The sequence below is a fragment of the Allomuricauda sp. CP2A genome (assembly GCF_001683915.1).
Classification (GTDB): domain Bacteria; phylum Bacteroidota; class Bacteroidia; order Flavobacteriales; family Flavobacteriaceae; genus Flagellimonas.
In genome coordinates, this window is sequence record NZ_LXTT01000139.1 from 31,043 (window position 1) to 47,533 (window position 16,491).

Annotated in this window: 14 protein-coding genes; 8 read left to right on the plus strand and 6 right to left on the minus strand. The window is 43.0% G+C overall.

The annotated features are described in order from the left end of the window. Positions 1 to 248 precede the first annotated feature (248 nt). Positions 249 to 1,091, minus strand: coding sequence for a 1,4-dihydroxy-2-naphthoyl-CoA synthase (locus A7D14_RS16375; RefSeq protein WP_067037169.1), 843 nt, complete (start codon positions 1,089 to 1,091; stop codon positions 249 to 251). A 321-nt stretch (positions 1,092 to 1,412) separates the two neighbouring features. Between A7D14_RS16375 and A7D14_RS16380 the strand changes: the two genes are divergently transcribed. The 6 genes from A7D14_RS16380 to A7D14_RS16405 all read left to right on the plus strand — a co-directional run bounded on the left by A7D14_RS16380 (position 1,413) and on the right by A7D14_RS16405 (position 8,756). After that, entirely contained in the window at positions 1,413 to 2,120 is a 708-nt protein-coding gene (locus tag A7D14_RS16380) for a helix-turn-helix domain-containing protein (protein ID WP_255307479.1), read from the plus strand. 91 nt (positions 2,121 to 2,211) lie between these two features. Next, complete coding sequence (locus A7D14_RS16385) at positions 2,212 to 2,766, plus strand: cupin domain-containing protein (protein WP_067037063.1); 555 nt, start codon at positions 2,212 to 2,214, stop codon at positions 2,764 to 2,766. Between the two features lie 168 nt (positions 2,767 to 2,934). Beyond that, entirely contained in the window at positions 2,935 to 5,802 is a 2,868-nt protein-coding gene (locus A7D14_RS16390; RefSeq protein WP_067037065.1) for a glycosyl hydrolase 115 family protein, read from the plus strand. 29 nt (positions 5,803 to 5,831) lie between these two features. Continuing rightward, positions 5,832 to 6,431 carry a hypothetical protein gene (locus tag A7D14_RS16395; protein WP_067037067.1) on the plus strand — a complete coding sequence of 200 codons (600 nt, stop codon included), beginning with the start codon at positions 5,832 to 5,834 and terminating at the stop codon, positions 6,429 to 6,431. 72 nt (positions 6,432 to 6,503) lie between these two features. Continuing rightward, a complete protein-coding gene (locus tag A7D14_RS16400) occupies positions 6,504 to 7,055 on the plus strand; it encodes an antibiotic biosynthesis monooxygenase (protein WP_067037069.1) in 552 nt (183 codons plus the stop codon). Between the two features lie 174 nt (positions 7,056 to 7,229). Next, positions 7,230 to 8,756: a carbon-nitrogen hydrolase family protein gene (locus A7D14_RS16405; RefSeq protein WP_067037071.1), complete on the plus strand. Its 1,527-nt coding sequence runs from the start codon at positions 7,230 to 7,232 to the stop codon at positions 8,754 to 8,756. A gap of 2 nt (positions 8,757 to 8,758) precedes the next feature. Here A7D14_RS16405 and A7D14_RS16410 read toward each other — a convergent pair whose 3' ends face one another. Further along, positions 8,759 to 9,994: a glycosyltransferase gene (locus A7D14_RS16410; protein WP_067037073.1), complete on the minus strand. Its 1,236-nt coding sequence runs from the start codon at positions 9,992 to 9,994 to the stop codon at positions 8,759 to 8,761. A 123-nt stretch (positions 9,995 to 10,117) separates the two neighbouring features. Beyond that, the gene (locus tag A7D14_RS16415) at positions 10,118 to 11,629 is read right to left on the minus strand and encodes a DEAD/DEAH box helicase (RefSeq protein WP_067037075.1); all 1,512 of its coding nucleotides are present in this window, start codon (positions 11,627 to 11,629) and stop codon (positions 10,118 to 10,120) included. A gap of 243 nt (positions 11,630 to 11,872) precedes the next feature. On the opposite strand from A7D14_RS16415, the gene A7D14_RS16420 reads away from it, so the two are divergent. Continuing rightward, complete coding sequence (locus A7D14_RS16420; protein ID WP_036384789.1) at positions 11,873 to 12,736, plus strand: RNA polymerase sigma factor RpoD/SigA; 864 nt, start codon at positions 11,873 to 11,875, stop codon at positions 12,734 to 12,736. 621 nt (positions 12,737 to 13,357) lie between these two features. Here the strand turns inward: A7D14_RS16420 and A7D14_RS16430 are convergent. Together A7D14_RS16430 and A7D14_RS16435 are read right to left on the minus strand one after the other, a co-directional pair. Further along, a complete protein-coding gene (locus tag A7D14_RS16430) occupies positions 13,358 to 13,717 on the minus strand; it encodes a hypothetical protein (RefSeq protein WP_067037079.1) in 360 nt (119 codons plus the stop codon). Positions 13,718 to 13,733: 16 nt separating this feature from the next. Then, positions 13,734 to 14,513, minus strand: coding sequence for a hypothetical protein (locus A7D14_RS16435; RefSeq protein WP_067037084.1), 780 nt, complete (start codon positions 14,511 to 14,513; stop codon positions 13,734 to 13,736). Positions 14,514 to 14,639: 126 nt separating this feature from the next. On the opposite strand from A7D14_RS16435, the gene A7D14_RS16440 reads away from it, so the two are divergent. Beyond that, positions 14,640 to 15,923 (plus strand): dipeptidase, encoded by a 1,284-nt coding sequence (locus A7D14_RS16440; RefSeq protein ID WP_067037086.1) that lies wholly within the window; start codon positions 14,640 to 14,642, stop codon positions 15,921 to 15,923. On the opposite strand, the gene A7D14_RS16445 is transcribed toward A7D14_RS16440, so the two are convergent. After that, entirely contained in the window at positions 15,920 to 16,336 is a 417-nt protein-coding gene (locus A7D14_RS16445; RefSeq protein WP_067037088.1) for an acyl-CoA thioesterase, read from the minus strand. The two genes, A7D14_RS16440 and A7D14_RS16445, sit on opposite strands and share 4 nt — an antisense overlap. Positions 16,337 to 16,491: the final 155 nt, after the last annotated feature.

The window sequence follows — 16,491 nt, forward strand, 5'->3', positions numbered from 1 at the left end:
ACAATGGGGAGTTTCACAACAATAATTTCATTTGCGGGCACTCTGGTGGTACTTTTACAATGTAATTAAAAACGAAAGTAAATTTTTTCATTTTCATATAGTGTTCTCGTAAAAGAGTCTTGACCCAAGTGGCAAGGCTCTTTTTGGTTTAGCACCTTTTGTGATTAAGCTAAACTGACACAAATTTCACGAATAGCACCAATTACCCTCCACTATTGATAATTGCTCATTGAAAATTGTCCATTGTGCTACGGAATCCATTTGTCCTTCCCAAAGTCAGGTTTGCGTTTTTCCAAGAAAGCATTTCTTCCTTCTTTGGCCTCATCGGTCATGTAGGCCAAACGCGTGGCCTCTCCGGCAAAAACCTGTTGCCCCACCATGCCATCATCAGTAAGGTTCATGGCAAACTTGAGCATTTTAATTGAGGTGGGCGACTTGGCCAGTATTTCCTGTGCCCATTGATAGGCCGTATCTTCCAACTCATCATGGGGAATCACGGCATTCACCATACCCATTTCAAAGGCTTCCTGGGCGGAGTAGTTTCGGCCCAAAAAGAAAATCTCACGGGCTTTTTTCTGTCCTACCATCTTGGCGAGATACGCAGAACCGTAGCCACCGTCAAAACTGGTAACATCGGCGTCGGTTTGTTTAAAAATAGCGTGTTCTTTGCTGGCCAATGTCATATCACAGACCACGTGAAGGCTGTGCCCTCCCCCAACGGCCCAACCGGGCACTACGGCAATGACCACTTTGGGCATAAAACGGATAAGGCGTTGCACTTCCAGAATGTTGAGGCGGTGGTAGCCATCATCCCCAACATACCCCTTATGACCCCTAGCCTTTTGGTCACCACCACTGCAAAAGGCCCATTTGCCATCTTTGCTGGACGGTCCTTCCCCAGAAAGCAACACCACACCTATGGAGGTGTCCTCTTGTGCATCATAAAAGGCTTTGTAAAGCTCGCTGGTGGTTTTGGGTCGGAACGCATTGCGCACATCTGGTCGGTTAAAGGCGATGCGGGCGACGCCGTCACATTTTTTATAGGTAATGTCCTCAAATTCCATGGCGGTCTGCCAGTTGGGTGATTTCATGGTAAACATATTTGTTGAACCACAAAATAACGGAAAATCCCAATCATTGCCATTTTAAGGGAAGTGGGAAATCTCCTTTTGGGTTTTTTAGGACTTTTATGTTGGGAATTATAGCGTAATCTCTTTTATTGCTACTGGATTTTTACCAAAATTTCACTGATCTTCGGGAACGGTAGATATAATTTATTAAAACGAATCATATCTTTAAGCCTTAGCGGTACTATTGTAATGACCAGGGAGATAAAAATATCACGACTTACAAGCAGAACTATCACAAGCCAAAAAGGTGATTTTTATTCAGTTCTTTGGATAAAGGATGCTGTGCAAAGCATTACAATAGACAATACTTTATACGAAGACATTGTAAGTGCTGTTTATTTCCTGAAACCGAATTTTAAATGGGAAATAATACGAAAAGACACTTCAATTTCTTCAGGGTATGTGCTTTATCTTCCTAAAAATATTTTGGAAGACCCCTTATTTAAAAATCTACATATCAATGAAGTAAGGGTTTTTAATTCGGAACAAATTCCCAAAGTAAATTTGGCACCCGGAATTGAAATACGCATACAGGCCATTCTTGAAATGCTTGACGAATTGATCAGCACCAATCTCAAACATAAAGAAAACGCCATACTTTCATTAATCAGTACTTTCTTTGTCTATATAGATGGAAAATGCAACATAAAATCATCAATTGACCAAAATAGTGCAAAATCTGTGCTTGTATATAAATTCAAGAAAGCAATAAACGAACACTTTTCCGAATTTCACGAAGTGGGCGAATATGCCCGGAAACTCAATGTTTCTGATAAATACCTGCACGAATGTGTGAAAGAAGTATTAGGCACGAGCGCCAAACACCTCATTGACGAACAATTGACAATGAGCGCACGTAGAGAATTAAAGTTCACCGACAAATCAGTAAAAGAAATAGCCTACGGTATCGGCTTCAGTTCCCCAGAATATTTTAGCTACTACTTCAAAAAGCAAACAGGAAAGACCCCATCACAGGTAAGAAAAGAATGACCATCCCTAAATTCTACTGAAATACCGTGTTTTTCTAAGTGTCCACAACTATTGGGCCCGGTAACTTTGTTTGCAAACAAAAACCAGTAGTATGAACAGAAAAAAGTTTATTCAAGCAGCAGGAGTTGGACTTGGACTTGGAGTTTCCATTATGCCAGGTGTGGTCTTTGGAAATACCAAATCTGAAAACAATAAAAACAATATTGACCTTTATCCAAAGATTATTAAGGACAGCGAAGGAGAAGTACTAAACGTCATAGGCGACATTCAAACCCACAAATTAGTAGGGAGCGACACCAACGACCAGATAACGGAATGGGTGGATAATGTAGAGCCCGGTGTTGGCATTCCGCCTCACATCCACACCAATGAAGACGAAATTTTCAGGGTTATCAAAGGGCAAGTAGAGATAATGGTTAACGGAGAAACTGTTGTTTTGGAGGCAGGGGATACTGCATTTGCACCGAGAAACCTACCGCATTCTTGGAAAGTAGTTGGGACAGAAAAAGCAAAAATGATAACAAGTGCTTTCCCCGCTGGAATCGAAAAAATGTTTGAGGAATTAGCTGAATTACCTCCCGGCCCGCCAGATTTCGAAAAAGTATCCAAGATTTGTGGAAATCACGGTATCTCATTCGTGAAATAAACACTACCAACAACATTGGAGGGGTATAATAGCCTACATTGAGTTTAGTTTTCAGCCGTAATTTTGCATTTTTTCTACTTACTTTGATTGATTTACGCAATCGATTGCGTATATTCGGGCAACAAACTACGCCTGTTTTTTAATTAGGCCCATATCAGTCACATAAAAATGAGAAAACTAATTCTAGGGCTTCTGCTATTGCCCCTTTTATCCCATGCCCAATTGCAGGTAAGCAGTACCAGGGACAACAACCAGCAACTTCCAATTGTAAGTGAAACTTCCACAGCAACGATTTTGTATGACGCTTCGGATGAGGAATTAATCCATAAAACGGCATCATTTCTAGCCGACGATATTGAAAAAGTGACCGGGAAAAAACCAAAAGCGGTTACTTCAAAGGCATCTCTTGCTGAGAACCTGGTCATTATAGGCTCTATTGGGAATAGCACATTCATTGATGAATTGATAGCCTCAAAAAAATTGGATGTCGAACCGATTCAGGGGCAATGGGAACGTTTTATAATGCAGACCGTTAAAAATCCCTATCCCGGTGTTTCCCAAGCCTTGGTCATTGCCGGTAGTGACAAACGCGGCACCGCTTATGGTGTTTTTTCGCTTTCCAAAGAAATTGGGGTATCCCCTTGGCATTATTGGGCCGATGTTCCCGCCAAACAAAGAGAGGCCATTTATGTGGAAAGGGGCAAGTACGTTTCCAATGCACCTTCGGTGAAATACCGAGGTATTTTCCTCAATGATGAAGCTCCGGCTCTCCGCGGATGGGCCGAAGAAACATTTGGAGGTTTCAACCATCAATTTTATGAAAAGGTGTTTGAACTGCTATTGCGAAACAAAGCCAACTATTTATGGCCAGCCATGTGGCAGCCCACGGCCTTTGCGGATGATGACCCAGAAAATGCCCGCCTTGCGGATGAATACGGCATTGTAATGTCTACCAGTCACCATGAACCCATGATGCGTGCCCATGACGAATGGAGTCGCTATGGAGAAGGGGCATGGAATTATGAGACCAACAAAGAAAAGTTACAGGAGTTTTGGCGTAAGGGTATTGAACGAATGGGCGATCATGAAAGTGTGGTGACCCTGGGTATGCGGGGCGATGGCGATGAGGCCATGTCCGAAGAGACTGCGGTTGACCTTCTTAAAACCATCATTGCCGACCAGCGCAAGATCATTGCCGATGTAACCAAAAAACCCGCTGAGGAAACCCCTCAGGTTTGGGCCATTTACAAAGAGGTCCAGGATTATTATGACAAAGGCCTACGGGTAGATGATGATATTTTGGTATTGTATTGCGATGATAACTGGGGCAATGTCCGCATTCTTCCCAAAAAGGAGGACTTGAATCACTCCGGTGGGTATGGAATGTACTATCATTTTGATTTTGTGGGCGGTCCCGTGTCCTACCGATGGCTCAATGTTACCCAACTTGAACGAGTTTGGGAGCAGATGAATTTGTCCTACGAATGGGGCGTGAAGGATTTATGGATTGTAAACGTGGGCGACTTGAAGCCCATGGAGCTTCCCATTAGTTTTTTCTTGGATTTTGCTTGGAATACCGATGCTATTCGAGCCAAAGACCTGCCCAACTATTATGTGAGTTGGGCCGCACAGCAATTTGGGGATGAACACGCCGAGGAAATCGCAGAAATTTTGTCCCTCTACACCAAGTACAATGCCCGACGTACCCCCGAAATGCTAAAACCTGATACGTACAGCCTCAACAATTATCGGGAAGCGGATAGAATCGTGGATGAATACAAAAAGTTGGTGGAGAAAAGTAAAGCCATTTACAACAAACTGCCAGAGCGATATAAATCAGCCTTTTATCAATTGGTGCTCTCCCCAGTGGAATTGTGCAGCAATTTGAATGAAATGTATGTGGCCGCCGGAAAGAACGCCCAATATGCACAACAGGGAAGAGCCTCGGCCAATACGTATGGGAATCAAGTAAAGGAGCTGTTTTTCAAGGACGAAGCCCTTACCAAGGAATTTCATGAGGAGCTTGAGGACGGGAAATGGAACCACTTCATGGCCCAGACCCACATTGGCTATACCAGTTGGAACAATCCTCAATACAATAAGATGCCAGCCGTTTCCTATCTTCAGAACAACCCCAATGCCTCAATGGGATATGTGGTTGAACACGGCATAGGGACCCGTTGGAATACTACGGGATTGTTCAGTCAGAGTTTTTCCACTTTTGACCCCATCAACGACCAAAGCTATTATTTGGAAATCTTCAATCAAGGGGAAGAAGATTTGGGTTACACCCTCACCCCAAAAGATGATTGGGTGCAATTATCCGCTACCTCGGGCACCGTTCAGTTTGAGGAAAAAGTGCTTGTCAGTATCGATTGGGACAAGGCACCCGAAGGAAGAGCGACCAGTGAAATCGTAATTTCTGGAGCGGGCAGGGAGTATTCGGTAAAAGTTCCTATCAGAAATGATGTGCCCAAAGCAGCTGGTTTTGTGGAAAATAATGGGGTGGTTTCCATTAACGCGGCCCATTTTTCGGAAAAAACGGATACCAAAAACATACGTTGGACGGTAGTTCCAAATTTGGGGCGAACCCACTCTTCCATTACCGTGGAACCTGCCAATGCGGAACGTCAATCCCCAAAAAATGGACCTTCAGTGGCTTACGAGTTTACCGTTTTTGATGAAACCGAACTGGCGGTGGAGACCTACCTCTCCCCTACGCTCAATTACAAGAAAAATGAAGGATTGAAATACGCCATCGCCATTGATGATGAAGCACCCCAGATTGTGAATATGCACGAGAGCGAAACCCAACCCGATTGGGAATATCCGGATTGGTGGAACAATTCCGTAACGGATCACATCAAAAAGAAGCGAACCGAACATACATCTGTAAAATCGGGAAAACATACCCTAAAAATCTGGATGGTGGATCCAGGGGTGGTATTTCAAAAATTTGTGATTGATTTGGGAGGGCTGAAATCCAGTTATTTGGGCCCGCCTGAAAGTAAATCGGTAAGCACAGGTACCAAATGAAAAGGCAACTGATCAATTGAATCTTTTTTATGAAAAATTATCTTTTTGTCCTCTATGTTGCATTCCCTCTGGTCTTTTGGGCACAATCCGAAACCAAACAATTTGTCCTTTTTGATGAGGAATTCACCTATACCAAGGCAGATGCGGACAATTCTTCGCCCAGTAAATCACATTATTATGTCACTGGGGACAAGTTGAACCCAGACATCCCCAAAGACTGGACCACTCCAGTGGATTATAGGAACGGTACCGTGCACATTCGTTTGGAAGTATTGGAAAAACCGCCAGGAAAAGAACCCACCAAATGGACCTTGTGCTATATTCCCAACAAAGGTCAGGGAAATGGATATGGCTGTACGTCCACAGACCTGTTTTTGGATGAGGGAATTTATGAAAAAGACGTTTCCATGACAGAATTTTGGGAAAATGAAGCCATAATCTGGGCTGAGGGCATCAAACAAATGGACTTGGTCATCAAAGATGATAGCGGAGGTCAAGGACATGCCCACAAACGAGCCGATCACGAAAAGTTCTTCCCAACCAAAGTCAGGATTACCATGGTTCAGGTGGCCAAGGGTGCAACCTACAATCCTTCATTGCTGCCTGCTTTTTCAGCGGGAGGCCACTAGGAAATCGACCTGCCTGAATTATCTTTACCACAATTTTTTCCGTTCTGGAAATTGTGAACGAAACCATACCGTATGAAAAAACAGGGAGCCTCTGTCGTCATCAACCATCAAATCCTTGAAGGAAAGCAACCGGAATATGAGAATTGGCTCAATGAAATTGGTCCGCTGTGCCGAAACTACGAAGGGCATATCGATTGGCAGATCATCCGTCCTATTCCGAATGTAACCTTTACCTATACCGTCATTCTTCGGTTTGATACCATTGAAAATCTAAAGAACTGGATGCATTCCGAAGACCGGAATAACCTGATTGCCAAAGTACGCCCGCTTTTGGCCAAAGGGGATGACTACCAAATCAATAGTGGGCTGGACTTCTTGTTTGCCCCAAAAGATACGACCTCCAAAGCACCTGTAAAATGGAAACAGTTTTTGGTGACCTGGTCGGCCATTTATCCCTTAGTACTTTTCACCCCCTTGTTGTTGCTACCTTTATTAAATAGCTTCCACATCGCTGGCAATACCTATGTTGATACCCTCTTTGTTACGAGTGTGATTGTTTTTTTGATGGTCTATATCATTATGCCCTACTACACCAAACTGATTAAAAGGTGGTTGTATAGTTAAATTTGAAGGGTTTGGTTATTGAAAGCTGTTGTATCACCTATTTTGTAGTATATTGATTTCAAAAGAAATTTCACCGAACTTGGATTCAAAAGTCGGATTGCGCTTACCATGGCCTCAAGGAACAGTTTTGGAATGCCGAGCTAAAATTTAATGTGCTATAAAAAAATTGAATGAATGAAAATCAGCGAAATTGATACTATAGAATTACAATATCTTCAGTTTAAGGATTATTTGGAGATAAAGGATGTCATGGTCTCGGCTTACTCTACCATGCCGGAAGCTTTTTGGAAAGAGCACCATATTCAGACATTGCTCGATAAATTTCAAGAAGGTCAGGTGGTCATCAAAGTCAATGGTCAGATTGCGGGATGTGCCCTATCAATTATTATCGACTACGACAAATTTGATGATAGTCACACGTATCGGCAAATTACTGCGGACTACACTTTTGATTCCCATGACCCTGAAGGCGATATGTTATATGGCATAGATATTTTCATCAAGCCTGAATTTAGAGGGCTACGACTGGGGAGAAGGTTATACGATTACAGAAAGGAACTTTGCGAAAAAATGAACCTCAAAGGAATAGCTTTTGGGGGAAGGATTCCCAACTACCATAGATATTCGCAAGAAATGAGTCCCAAGGAATACATTGAAAAAGTACGGAGAAAAGAAATTGAGGACCCCGTACTGAATTTTCAAATATCAAATGATTTTCATCCGGCCAGAATATTAAAAGGATATTTGGAAGGTGATGAAGCCTCCAGGGAATTTGCGGTGCTCTTGGAATGGGACAATATTTATTATGAAAAGCCGATAAAAAAGGCAGCTACCAAGAAAAAAGTGGTACGGTTGGGGCTTATTCAATGGCAAATGCGCCCGTATGAAAATATTGACTCCTTACTTCAGCAAGCTGAATATTTTATTGATGCCGTTTCAGGATATCGGTCAGATTTTGCACTTTTTCCAGAATTTTTCAATGCGCCACTAATGGCTAAAAACAACCATTTGGGTGAAGCGGAAGCTATTCGGGAGTTGGCAAAGCATACCGAGGAGATTGTACAAAAATTCTCCAATTTTTCCATCTCGTACAATATCAACATCATTGCAGGGAGCATGCCCGAAATAAAGGACGGAAAGTTGTACAATGTGGGCTATTTATGCAAAAGAAATGGAACCGTGGAGCGGTATGAAAAATTGCATGTTACTCCCGATGAGGCCAAAGTATGGGGGTTACAGGGCGGCAAGGAACTCAAGGTTTTTGATACGGATTGTGGTAAAATAGGGGTCCTTATATGCTATGATTCAGAGTTTCCGGAATTAAGCCGACTTCTTGCCGATGAGGGAATGGACATCCTCTTCGTTCCTTTTTTGACCGATACCCAAAATGGGTATTCCCGAGTTCGGAATTGTGCACAGGCAAGGGCCATTGAAAATGAATGTTATGTGGCTATCGCGGGAAGCGTAGGTAACCTGCCCAATGTCCATAATATGGATATCCAGTTTGCCCAGTCCATGGTCTTTACCCCTTGTGATTTTTCATTTCCTACCAATGGGATCAAAGCTGAAGCAACACCCAATACTGAAATGATACTTATTGCGGACTTGGATATTGATTTATTACGGGAACTGCATCAATTTGGTGCAGTAAGAAATTTAAAAGACCGGAGAAAGGATATTTTTGAGTTGAGAAAACGGTAGGTTCAACGGTTTTTTGCCTCGATCCACTTCGCCATGTATTTGGTGCTGGCTTGGGTATGGTGTTGGAGCATCCGTCCGATAAAGTTTTGGGAGCGGTGGGCTTGCAAATGCTGCTTTTTAGCATCAATTTCTTGTTCCAATCTGGGCTGAAGCACTTCCTTATCATATAAATTGTTGATCAGTCCCACCCCATTTTGTTGGACTTCTTCCCATTTTGTTGGATTTTGATAGAATTCCACGGCAGTATGGGCAAAAGATTCCCAATCATCACAAACAGCACCAGGCCAGGGCAAACCGTTGTGCATGCCTTCTGCACCCATGGAGGTGGTGATACTTGGGGTTCCACAACGCATGGCATCCAATAATTTCCCTTTGATGCCCGCTCCAAATTGTAAGGGAGCCAACAGAAGCCGAGCGTTTTGCAGAACAGTGTCGATGTCCTCAGCCCACCCCTTCACATGAAAACCTTCCTTGATATTGTGCATTTCCGCAATATGTTGTGGTAAGTATGCACCGTACACAAACAGGTTTGCATCGGGAAGCTGTTTCCGAATCAAGGGCCAAATTTCCGTTTTCAATATGCGAATAGAATCCACATTGGGAGCATGTTTTCCATTTCCCACACAGACAAAATCCTTCCGTTCGGCATAGTTGGGCCATTGCGAAATGGTTTCAGTGGTGATTGGGGCCATCATGATCGGCAGATGAAAAAGCAGTGACTTTGATATGCCCAATTCGTTCTGAAGAATCTCCATTTCGTAGGAGGACACCATCAAAGAAACATCGGAACGGAAAATACTGGCCACTTCCCGCAGGGTCATGGGATGGTTTTTCCAATCTTCTACCCTAAAGGGTAGTTCTTTCTTGTGGGCTTCTTCCCTAGCCTTTCGCAAGGCATGAAGGTCTTCTGTGTTCAAAATCCGAAGCGCTTGTGGGGCAAATTCGGCTACCCGCCAACCAAATTGTTCCTCGATCATAAAACGATCAAAGACCACAACATCGGGTTTCAGCGCTGTGATAAAATCATCAAAACTGGAATTGTTCAGGGCAATAGTTACCGATTCCACCCCCAAACACTCCAAATCAAAGCTATAAGCGGTTTTTACGGCTGTGGAACCAAAAGTGATGTGATATCCAAAACCCTGAAAGGCTTTCAGCAATTGCAGCATACGGTGTCCCGCTGCCGTGGTACTGGGTTCAGGCCAAACATAGCCAATGACAAGGAGCTTTTTTTGCATGGTGAATCAATGGTAAACGATAAAAGTACAAAGTTGGGTACACAATGGACAATTGCAAACCCAAGTGTCAAGAGCAAGACTCAAGTTCTATAGCTGAAAATCAAATAGCTCAACAATTCCCGATTACATGCGGGCCGCGAATTTCTTGGAAATGCTGGAGCGCAGTTTCCGCTCATAATCCTCCTCCAACCACTCTTTGTAGTTTTTGGTGTTGTTCATGATACAATAGGAATATTGGCGCACGCGATAGGCAATTTCTTCCTTGAGTTCCTTGGCCAGAATCCGGGCATCAAAAACATCCTCGCTGTTTTCCACACATATTTTGGCATGCTGCTCAATGCTGCGTTCCAAGACTTCCTTGGATTTTTTTCCTTCAGCAAATACTTTTTTGTATTCCGCTTTAATGTCGAAGGTAATATCGTCTGATTTGCTGAACTTGGCCTTGAGTTCATCCGGCATTTCATAGACAAATTCCCGCTCAATGTCCTCATCATTCTTGATGTTCTCCAAATAAAAATCGGGAAAATGGAAGATTTCCTGCCAATCCACCGGAGTGTCCCAAGGCCCGAAACGGGCAATGTTGTTCCCCATATCAATGACATTGAACTCGTCCTTGTCGGGCAATATCCGAGAACCCCGTCCAATCATCTGAAAATACAAGGTGAGGGATCGTGTGGCCCTGTTCAGGATAATGGATTGCACGGTGGGCTCATCAAAGCCGGTGGTGAGGATACTCACGGAAGTAAGAATGGCATCCGGGGTCTCTGCGAACCAGTCCAAGATTTCGCGCCGTTCCGTAGCCGTATTTTTATTGTCCAAATGCCGAATGTTGTACCCAGCCTTTTTAAAGGTTTCGTACACGTAGAGGGACGTATTGATACCGTTATTGAAAATCAAGGTCTTGGTGCCTTTGGCAATTTCCTCATAGGCGGTCAACAGTTTGCCCAACATACTGTGGTTCCCGTAGAACTCATCGGATGATTTTACAGTGTAATCCCCATGAATGCCCAGTTTCAGGGTTTTAAGGCTTACATCATAGTTGTATAGATTGGCCTTGGCCAGAAATCCCTTTTCAATCAGCGATTTAATGGATTCCCCTATGATTAAATGTTTGTAATGGTCCTTCATGGGGAGTTTTATGTTGGAACTCAACGGAGTTGCCGTTACCCCAAGAATGGTGGCTTTGTCAAAATATTTGAACAACTTCCGGAAGGAATTGTAGTGGGCTTCATCAATGATCACCAGACCAATGTTGTTGATGGTCACTTTCTCCTCTTGCAGTCTGTTGTTGAGGGTCTCCACCATGGCAACAAAGCACATGTAATCGTCCTGATCGTAGAGTTCCTTTACTTCGCTGTTGATGACTTTATTGGCCACACCAAACCCATGGAGCATTTGTGAGGTCTGCTTGCTCAACTCAATCCTATGGGTGAGCACCATCACCTTTTTGCCCGTATTTTGGATGTATTTTCGGGTTATTTCAGAAAAAACAACTGTTTTCCCCCCACCCGTAGGAAGTTGGTACAAGATATTGGTACCCTCGGGCAGTTCATCAAGATGCTTGAAGATTTTTCGTAAATCTTCTTGCTGGTAATCGTACAATGTTTTTTTGTTTACTCCTTTTTTTACCTCCAATGGAAATGGCTTATATGTTCCAAACTAACAAACCTTGCAAAATTAGGAGTTTTTTGTAGTTCAGTCTAACCCTGGAAATGCATTTCTATTAAGATACTATCAACAATGGGTAAAATGTGCAAATTTTCATTTTTCACCGTCCTGCTTATAACATTTTGATAACAATAACATTTGAGACTTGGAAAATAGGGTTTTATAATGTATAATGTAAGCTTATAACACGTACAAAACCATAATATAAGAATGAGGCAGTTAAAAATCATCAAGCAGGTCACCAACCGAGAATCCAAATCCCTTGACAAATATCTACAAGACATCAGTAAAATTGATCTGATTACTGCCCAGGAAGAAGTGGAGTTGGCCCAAAGGATCAGAGCGGGTGATCAATTGGCTCTTGAAAAATTGACCAATGCCAACCTGCGATTCGTGGTTTCTGTGGCAAAACAATACCAAAACCAAGGGTTAAAACTCCCCGATTTGATCAACGAGGGCAATGTTGGCCTTGTGAAGGCTGCCAAACGATTTGATGAGACTCGTGGATTTAAGTTTATTTCCTATGCGGTGTGGTGGATCAGGCAGTCCATTCTTCAGGCGTTGGCCGAGCAATCACGTGTGGTTCGACTTCCCTTGAACAAAATTGGTTCCATCAATAAAATCAAAAAGACGTTTTCCTATTTGGAGCAGGCCCATGAGCGTCCGCCTTCAGCCGAAGAGATTGCCAAGGAATTGGACATGACTGTCTCCGAAGTAAAACAATCCCTAAAAAATACGGGTCGGCACGTTTCCATGGATGCACCCCTGAAGGAAGGGGAAACCTCCAATTTATACGATGTGCTCAATGCAGGGGATTCACCAAAACCGGACAAAGGCTTGATGCACCAATCCCTGAACACGGAAATCAACCGGGCCTTGGATACGCTTTCCCCCCGTGAGGCGGATGTGGTCAGATTGTACTACGGAATTGGCGACCAGCCTTCCATGACCTTGGAAGAAATAGGAAGTACGTTTGACCTGACCCGGGAGCGTGTACGGCAAATTCGGGAAAAAGCCATCCGTAAGTTGCGACATACCTCAAAAAGCAAGATTTTAAAATCGTATTTGGGATAAAATAAAGAATTTCTTGAAACAAACCATCCCTGAGGCTAGCCATAGGGGTATTTCGCCAGTTTCATTATGATTTTTAGGTCAAAAACCGAAATTCTTTATTTTTCCTCACCCGAAACTGCCCAAAGCAGTTTCGACCTCTCCAAAGGAGAGGTGAAACGAACTGAAAAAGTAAGCCATGGGTCAAAGCTCCTGATGAATTCCATGATTAAGCCCAAACAAACGGAAAATAAAAAAGGGGATGTTTTTGACATCCCCTTTTTCATGATATTCACTAAAACTATCAAGGTCTACTCAACTGGGTAATATCAAAATCAGTGAGCATTTCGTTCAAACTTTGAATAAAATTCAAGTACGCGTTGTTTTCTTGGTTATGATTTTTCATGGAAAAACGTTTGGGGTGTTATCTATAAATAATCCAATTCGGCCAGTTCGTTTATGCTCAGGATTTCGTTGAGTTCTTGCAAAAAGGCCAAGTATTCTTCTCCGTAGGTATCGTATAGCATGATAATCTTGCGTTTAAATGTTTGGGTCTTTGTTATAACGTGAATCTATTGTAAAGATTATGCTGTTACAATAAATTGTGGTGAAATCCTATTTTCTGGTTGTGAAATCACTACCGGTTTATTTTTCCATTTCCATAATGTCCAAGGCCACTTCAAAATCTAGGTCAGCATCTATTTTATGGGGCCTAATATTGAATTCATCATAGATGAAGCACAGGTTCATGGGCAATCTTCTCCGCTCCCTTTCCGAAGCAACAACCCCCAATTTTTCCTGTAACGCACATTTTATTTCGTAGGCTTTGTTACTGATCTTGGTTTCCTCAGCGTTTTCCAATTCTTCCAAAAAGGGAATCTCTCTTTTGTCGCCTACCTCCAACATTTGATCCAATAATAGCAACTTGCATTCCAAATCGGGCGTATGCTGAAATAGTTGGTAAAAAATGCTTTGTAGGTATTTGGGAAGTTCATTGTTTGCCATGGCAACAGATTTTTTATTACATAGCTCGTAGCAATTCCATTTCAAAATCCACCTGCTCTTCCACTTTGGGATATTCCTTCACAAATTGTTCATATAGAAACGAGTGGTGTTTGTGGTCATTGTCCGTGCGGCATAGGGTGATGATTTCCTGGGTGATTTCCAATAGGCCATCGGTTTTCATCATTCTCAAACAGGATTGTACGTTTTGGCACGACAGATCCAACGCGTTAAAGTTTTCGTTTTGGAGATGGATTTTGGCACTGCCCACAAATTCCAATACATTTTGTTTGAACAGCTTCACCAATTCTTCCAAAAGCTCCATTTGCCCCATACAGTCATCCAAGACAGGTCTTAAATTGATGTTGTTTGAGGAAAAGCTGGATTCCAAGCTTCGCTCAATAGACTTCATTTTGCCAGACTTCCTAATATTTTCAGTGGATTTCTTATTCAAACCTTGGGCAACATGCCTCAATGTTGACACAATTTCTTTTTGCTTTGGGGATAACGGGGTTTTATCCAAGGTATCTATAAGGGAAAGTAAGGTTTGGTGTGTAACATCTCCATCTTTTGATGTTGAGGGCCTTCCTTCTGAACCCTGAATGCCCACTCGCTCATAGATCACTTCCAATTGTTTCATTTCAGGAACTCCAAAAACCTTGTTTTCCAATCCTTGCTTGAACACTTCAAATGATTTTTTGAGTTCTCCCGCTTCAACAGTGCCCAATTCCTCATACGAAAAGTTGCTGAGCCCTATTTCCAATTTTTCCAAATACGTGAGTAGTTCCCTTGTTTCCAAGTTGTTTCCTTTAGTTGGTTAATCCTCTTAAAAATCAGGAATAGACCTAGGGAAACCAATTTATTGTTCTGTAGCATGTGGATTTTGTTGTCAAATTGCTTTATTTGTAGGTGTAAACGACCCACCATGAAACATTTCCATCTTTTGTGCAGCATTGCCTTGCTGATGGGCTGTGCGGAAAAACAACAGAACAAACCTGAAACCTTGGAAGAAAAAGCCCAACGCATCCATGACGCTGTCATTACCATTGACACGCATGACGACATTAACATCAACAACTTTACGGACAGCATCAATTACACCCAAAATCTCAATACCCAGCTAAACCTGCCCAAAATGGAGGAAGGCGGTTTGGATGTGGCCTGGTTGATTGTGTACACCGGACAGGGCGCATTGAATGCCGAAGGCTACGCCAATGCTTCCGAAAATGCGATTTCCAAGTTTGAGGCTATCCACAAACTCTGTGAGGAAATCGCACCCGACCAGATAGAATTGGCATTGACCTCGGATGATGTACGCAGCATTGTGGCATCGGGCAAAAAAGTGGCCATGATCGGGGTGGAAAATGCCTATCCCATGGGTGAGGATCTGTCAAAAATTGAAGAATACCATAAGCGAGGCGCTCGCTACATGTCACTGGCGCATAACGGCCATAGCCAATTTTCGGATTCCAATACCGGAGAAAAGGACAGTATTTGGTTGCACAATGGCCTAAGTGAATTGGGAAAACAAGCCATTGCTGAAATGAACCGGGTGGGCATCATGATCGATATTTCACACCCTTCCAAAGAAGCGATGCTCCAAATGGTGGAACTGTCCAAAGTTCCGATCATTGCTTCGCATTCCTCAGCAAGGGCCCTTTGCGACCACAGCCGAAACCTGGATGATGAACAATTGTTGTTGCTCAAGGAAAATGGAGGCGTGGTACAGACTGTGGCCTTTAGTTCGTATTTGAACACAGAAAAGCATGAGGCACGAGCTGCCTTCATGAAGGACATTTACCAAGCCGCAGCGGATTCGTTGGGCTTGAATTGGTACGAGCGTTCCCAGTTTTCATCCTTGACCAAGGAACAGCAAGAGGAATACATGGAAAATTACCCCAAAGTGACCCAATTGGGCGATGAAATGGCAGCGACCAAACCTGATGCCCCACCTGCCGTCAATGTTTCTGATTTTGTGGATCATATTGATTATATGGTGAAGCTCATTGGGATAGACCATGTGGGTATCAGCTCCGATTTTGATGGCGGAGGCGGTATTGAAGGCTGGTCCGATGCTTCGGAAACCTTCAACGTGACCTTGGAACTGGTAAAACGGGGCTATACCGAGGAGGAAATCGCAAAATTGTGGGGTGGAAACCTGTTGCGGGTTCTGGATGAGGTGCAGGCCTATGCCGCCTCTCACGACTAAGATTTCGCTTCTTCTTCCTTTTCTTTTTTGGCCAATCGGTCTTTGACGAACTCTATCTTGGTTTTCCCATGAGGTTTGGGATTGCCCTTATCGTCCAAGTTCACCATGATGATGTTGTCCACGGTAACAATGCTCTCGTGGGTCATCTTGTTCCGCACCTCACAGTTCAAGGATATGGAAGTGGTTCCGAATTTGATGACATCAATCCCAATTTCAATCACGTCGCCTTCAACGGCAGTGCTCATAAAATTGATCTCGGACATATATTTGGTGACCACTTTTTTATTTTCCAGCTGTATGATGCTGTATAGTGCTGCTTCTTCGTCAATCCAGGCGAGGACCTTGCCTCCAAAAAGAGTTCCATTGGCGTTCAAATCCCCTGGCTTTACCCATTTTCTTGTATGAAATCGCATTTTTGAAACGTTAACTATTCAGTACAAAGTTAGCCTAATCGTATGAAGTTTGGTTGAAATAATGTTTTGTTTTCTGTTATTTACGGATTTGAAATATTTCCCTATTTGGCAGTAAAGAGGTCACAATTTTCAGTCCTTGGATTTCCCAATCCATA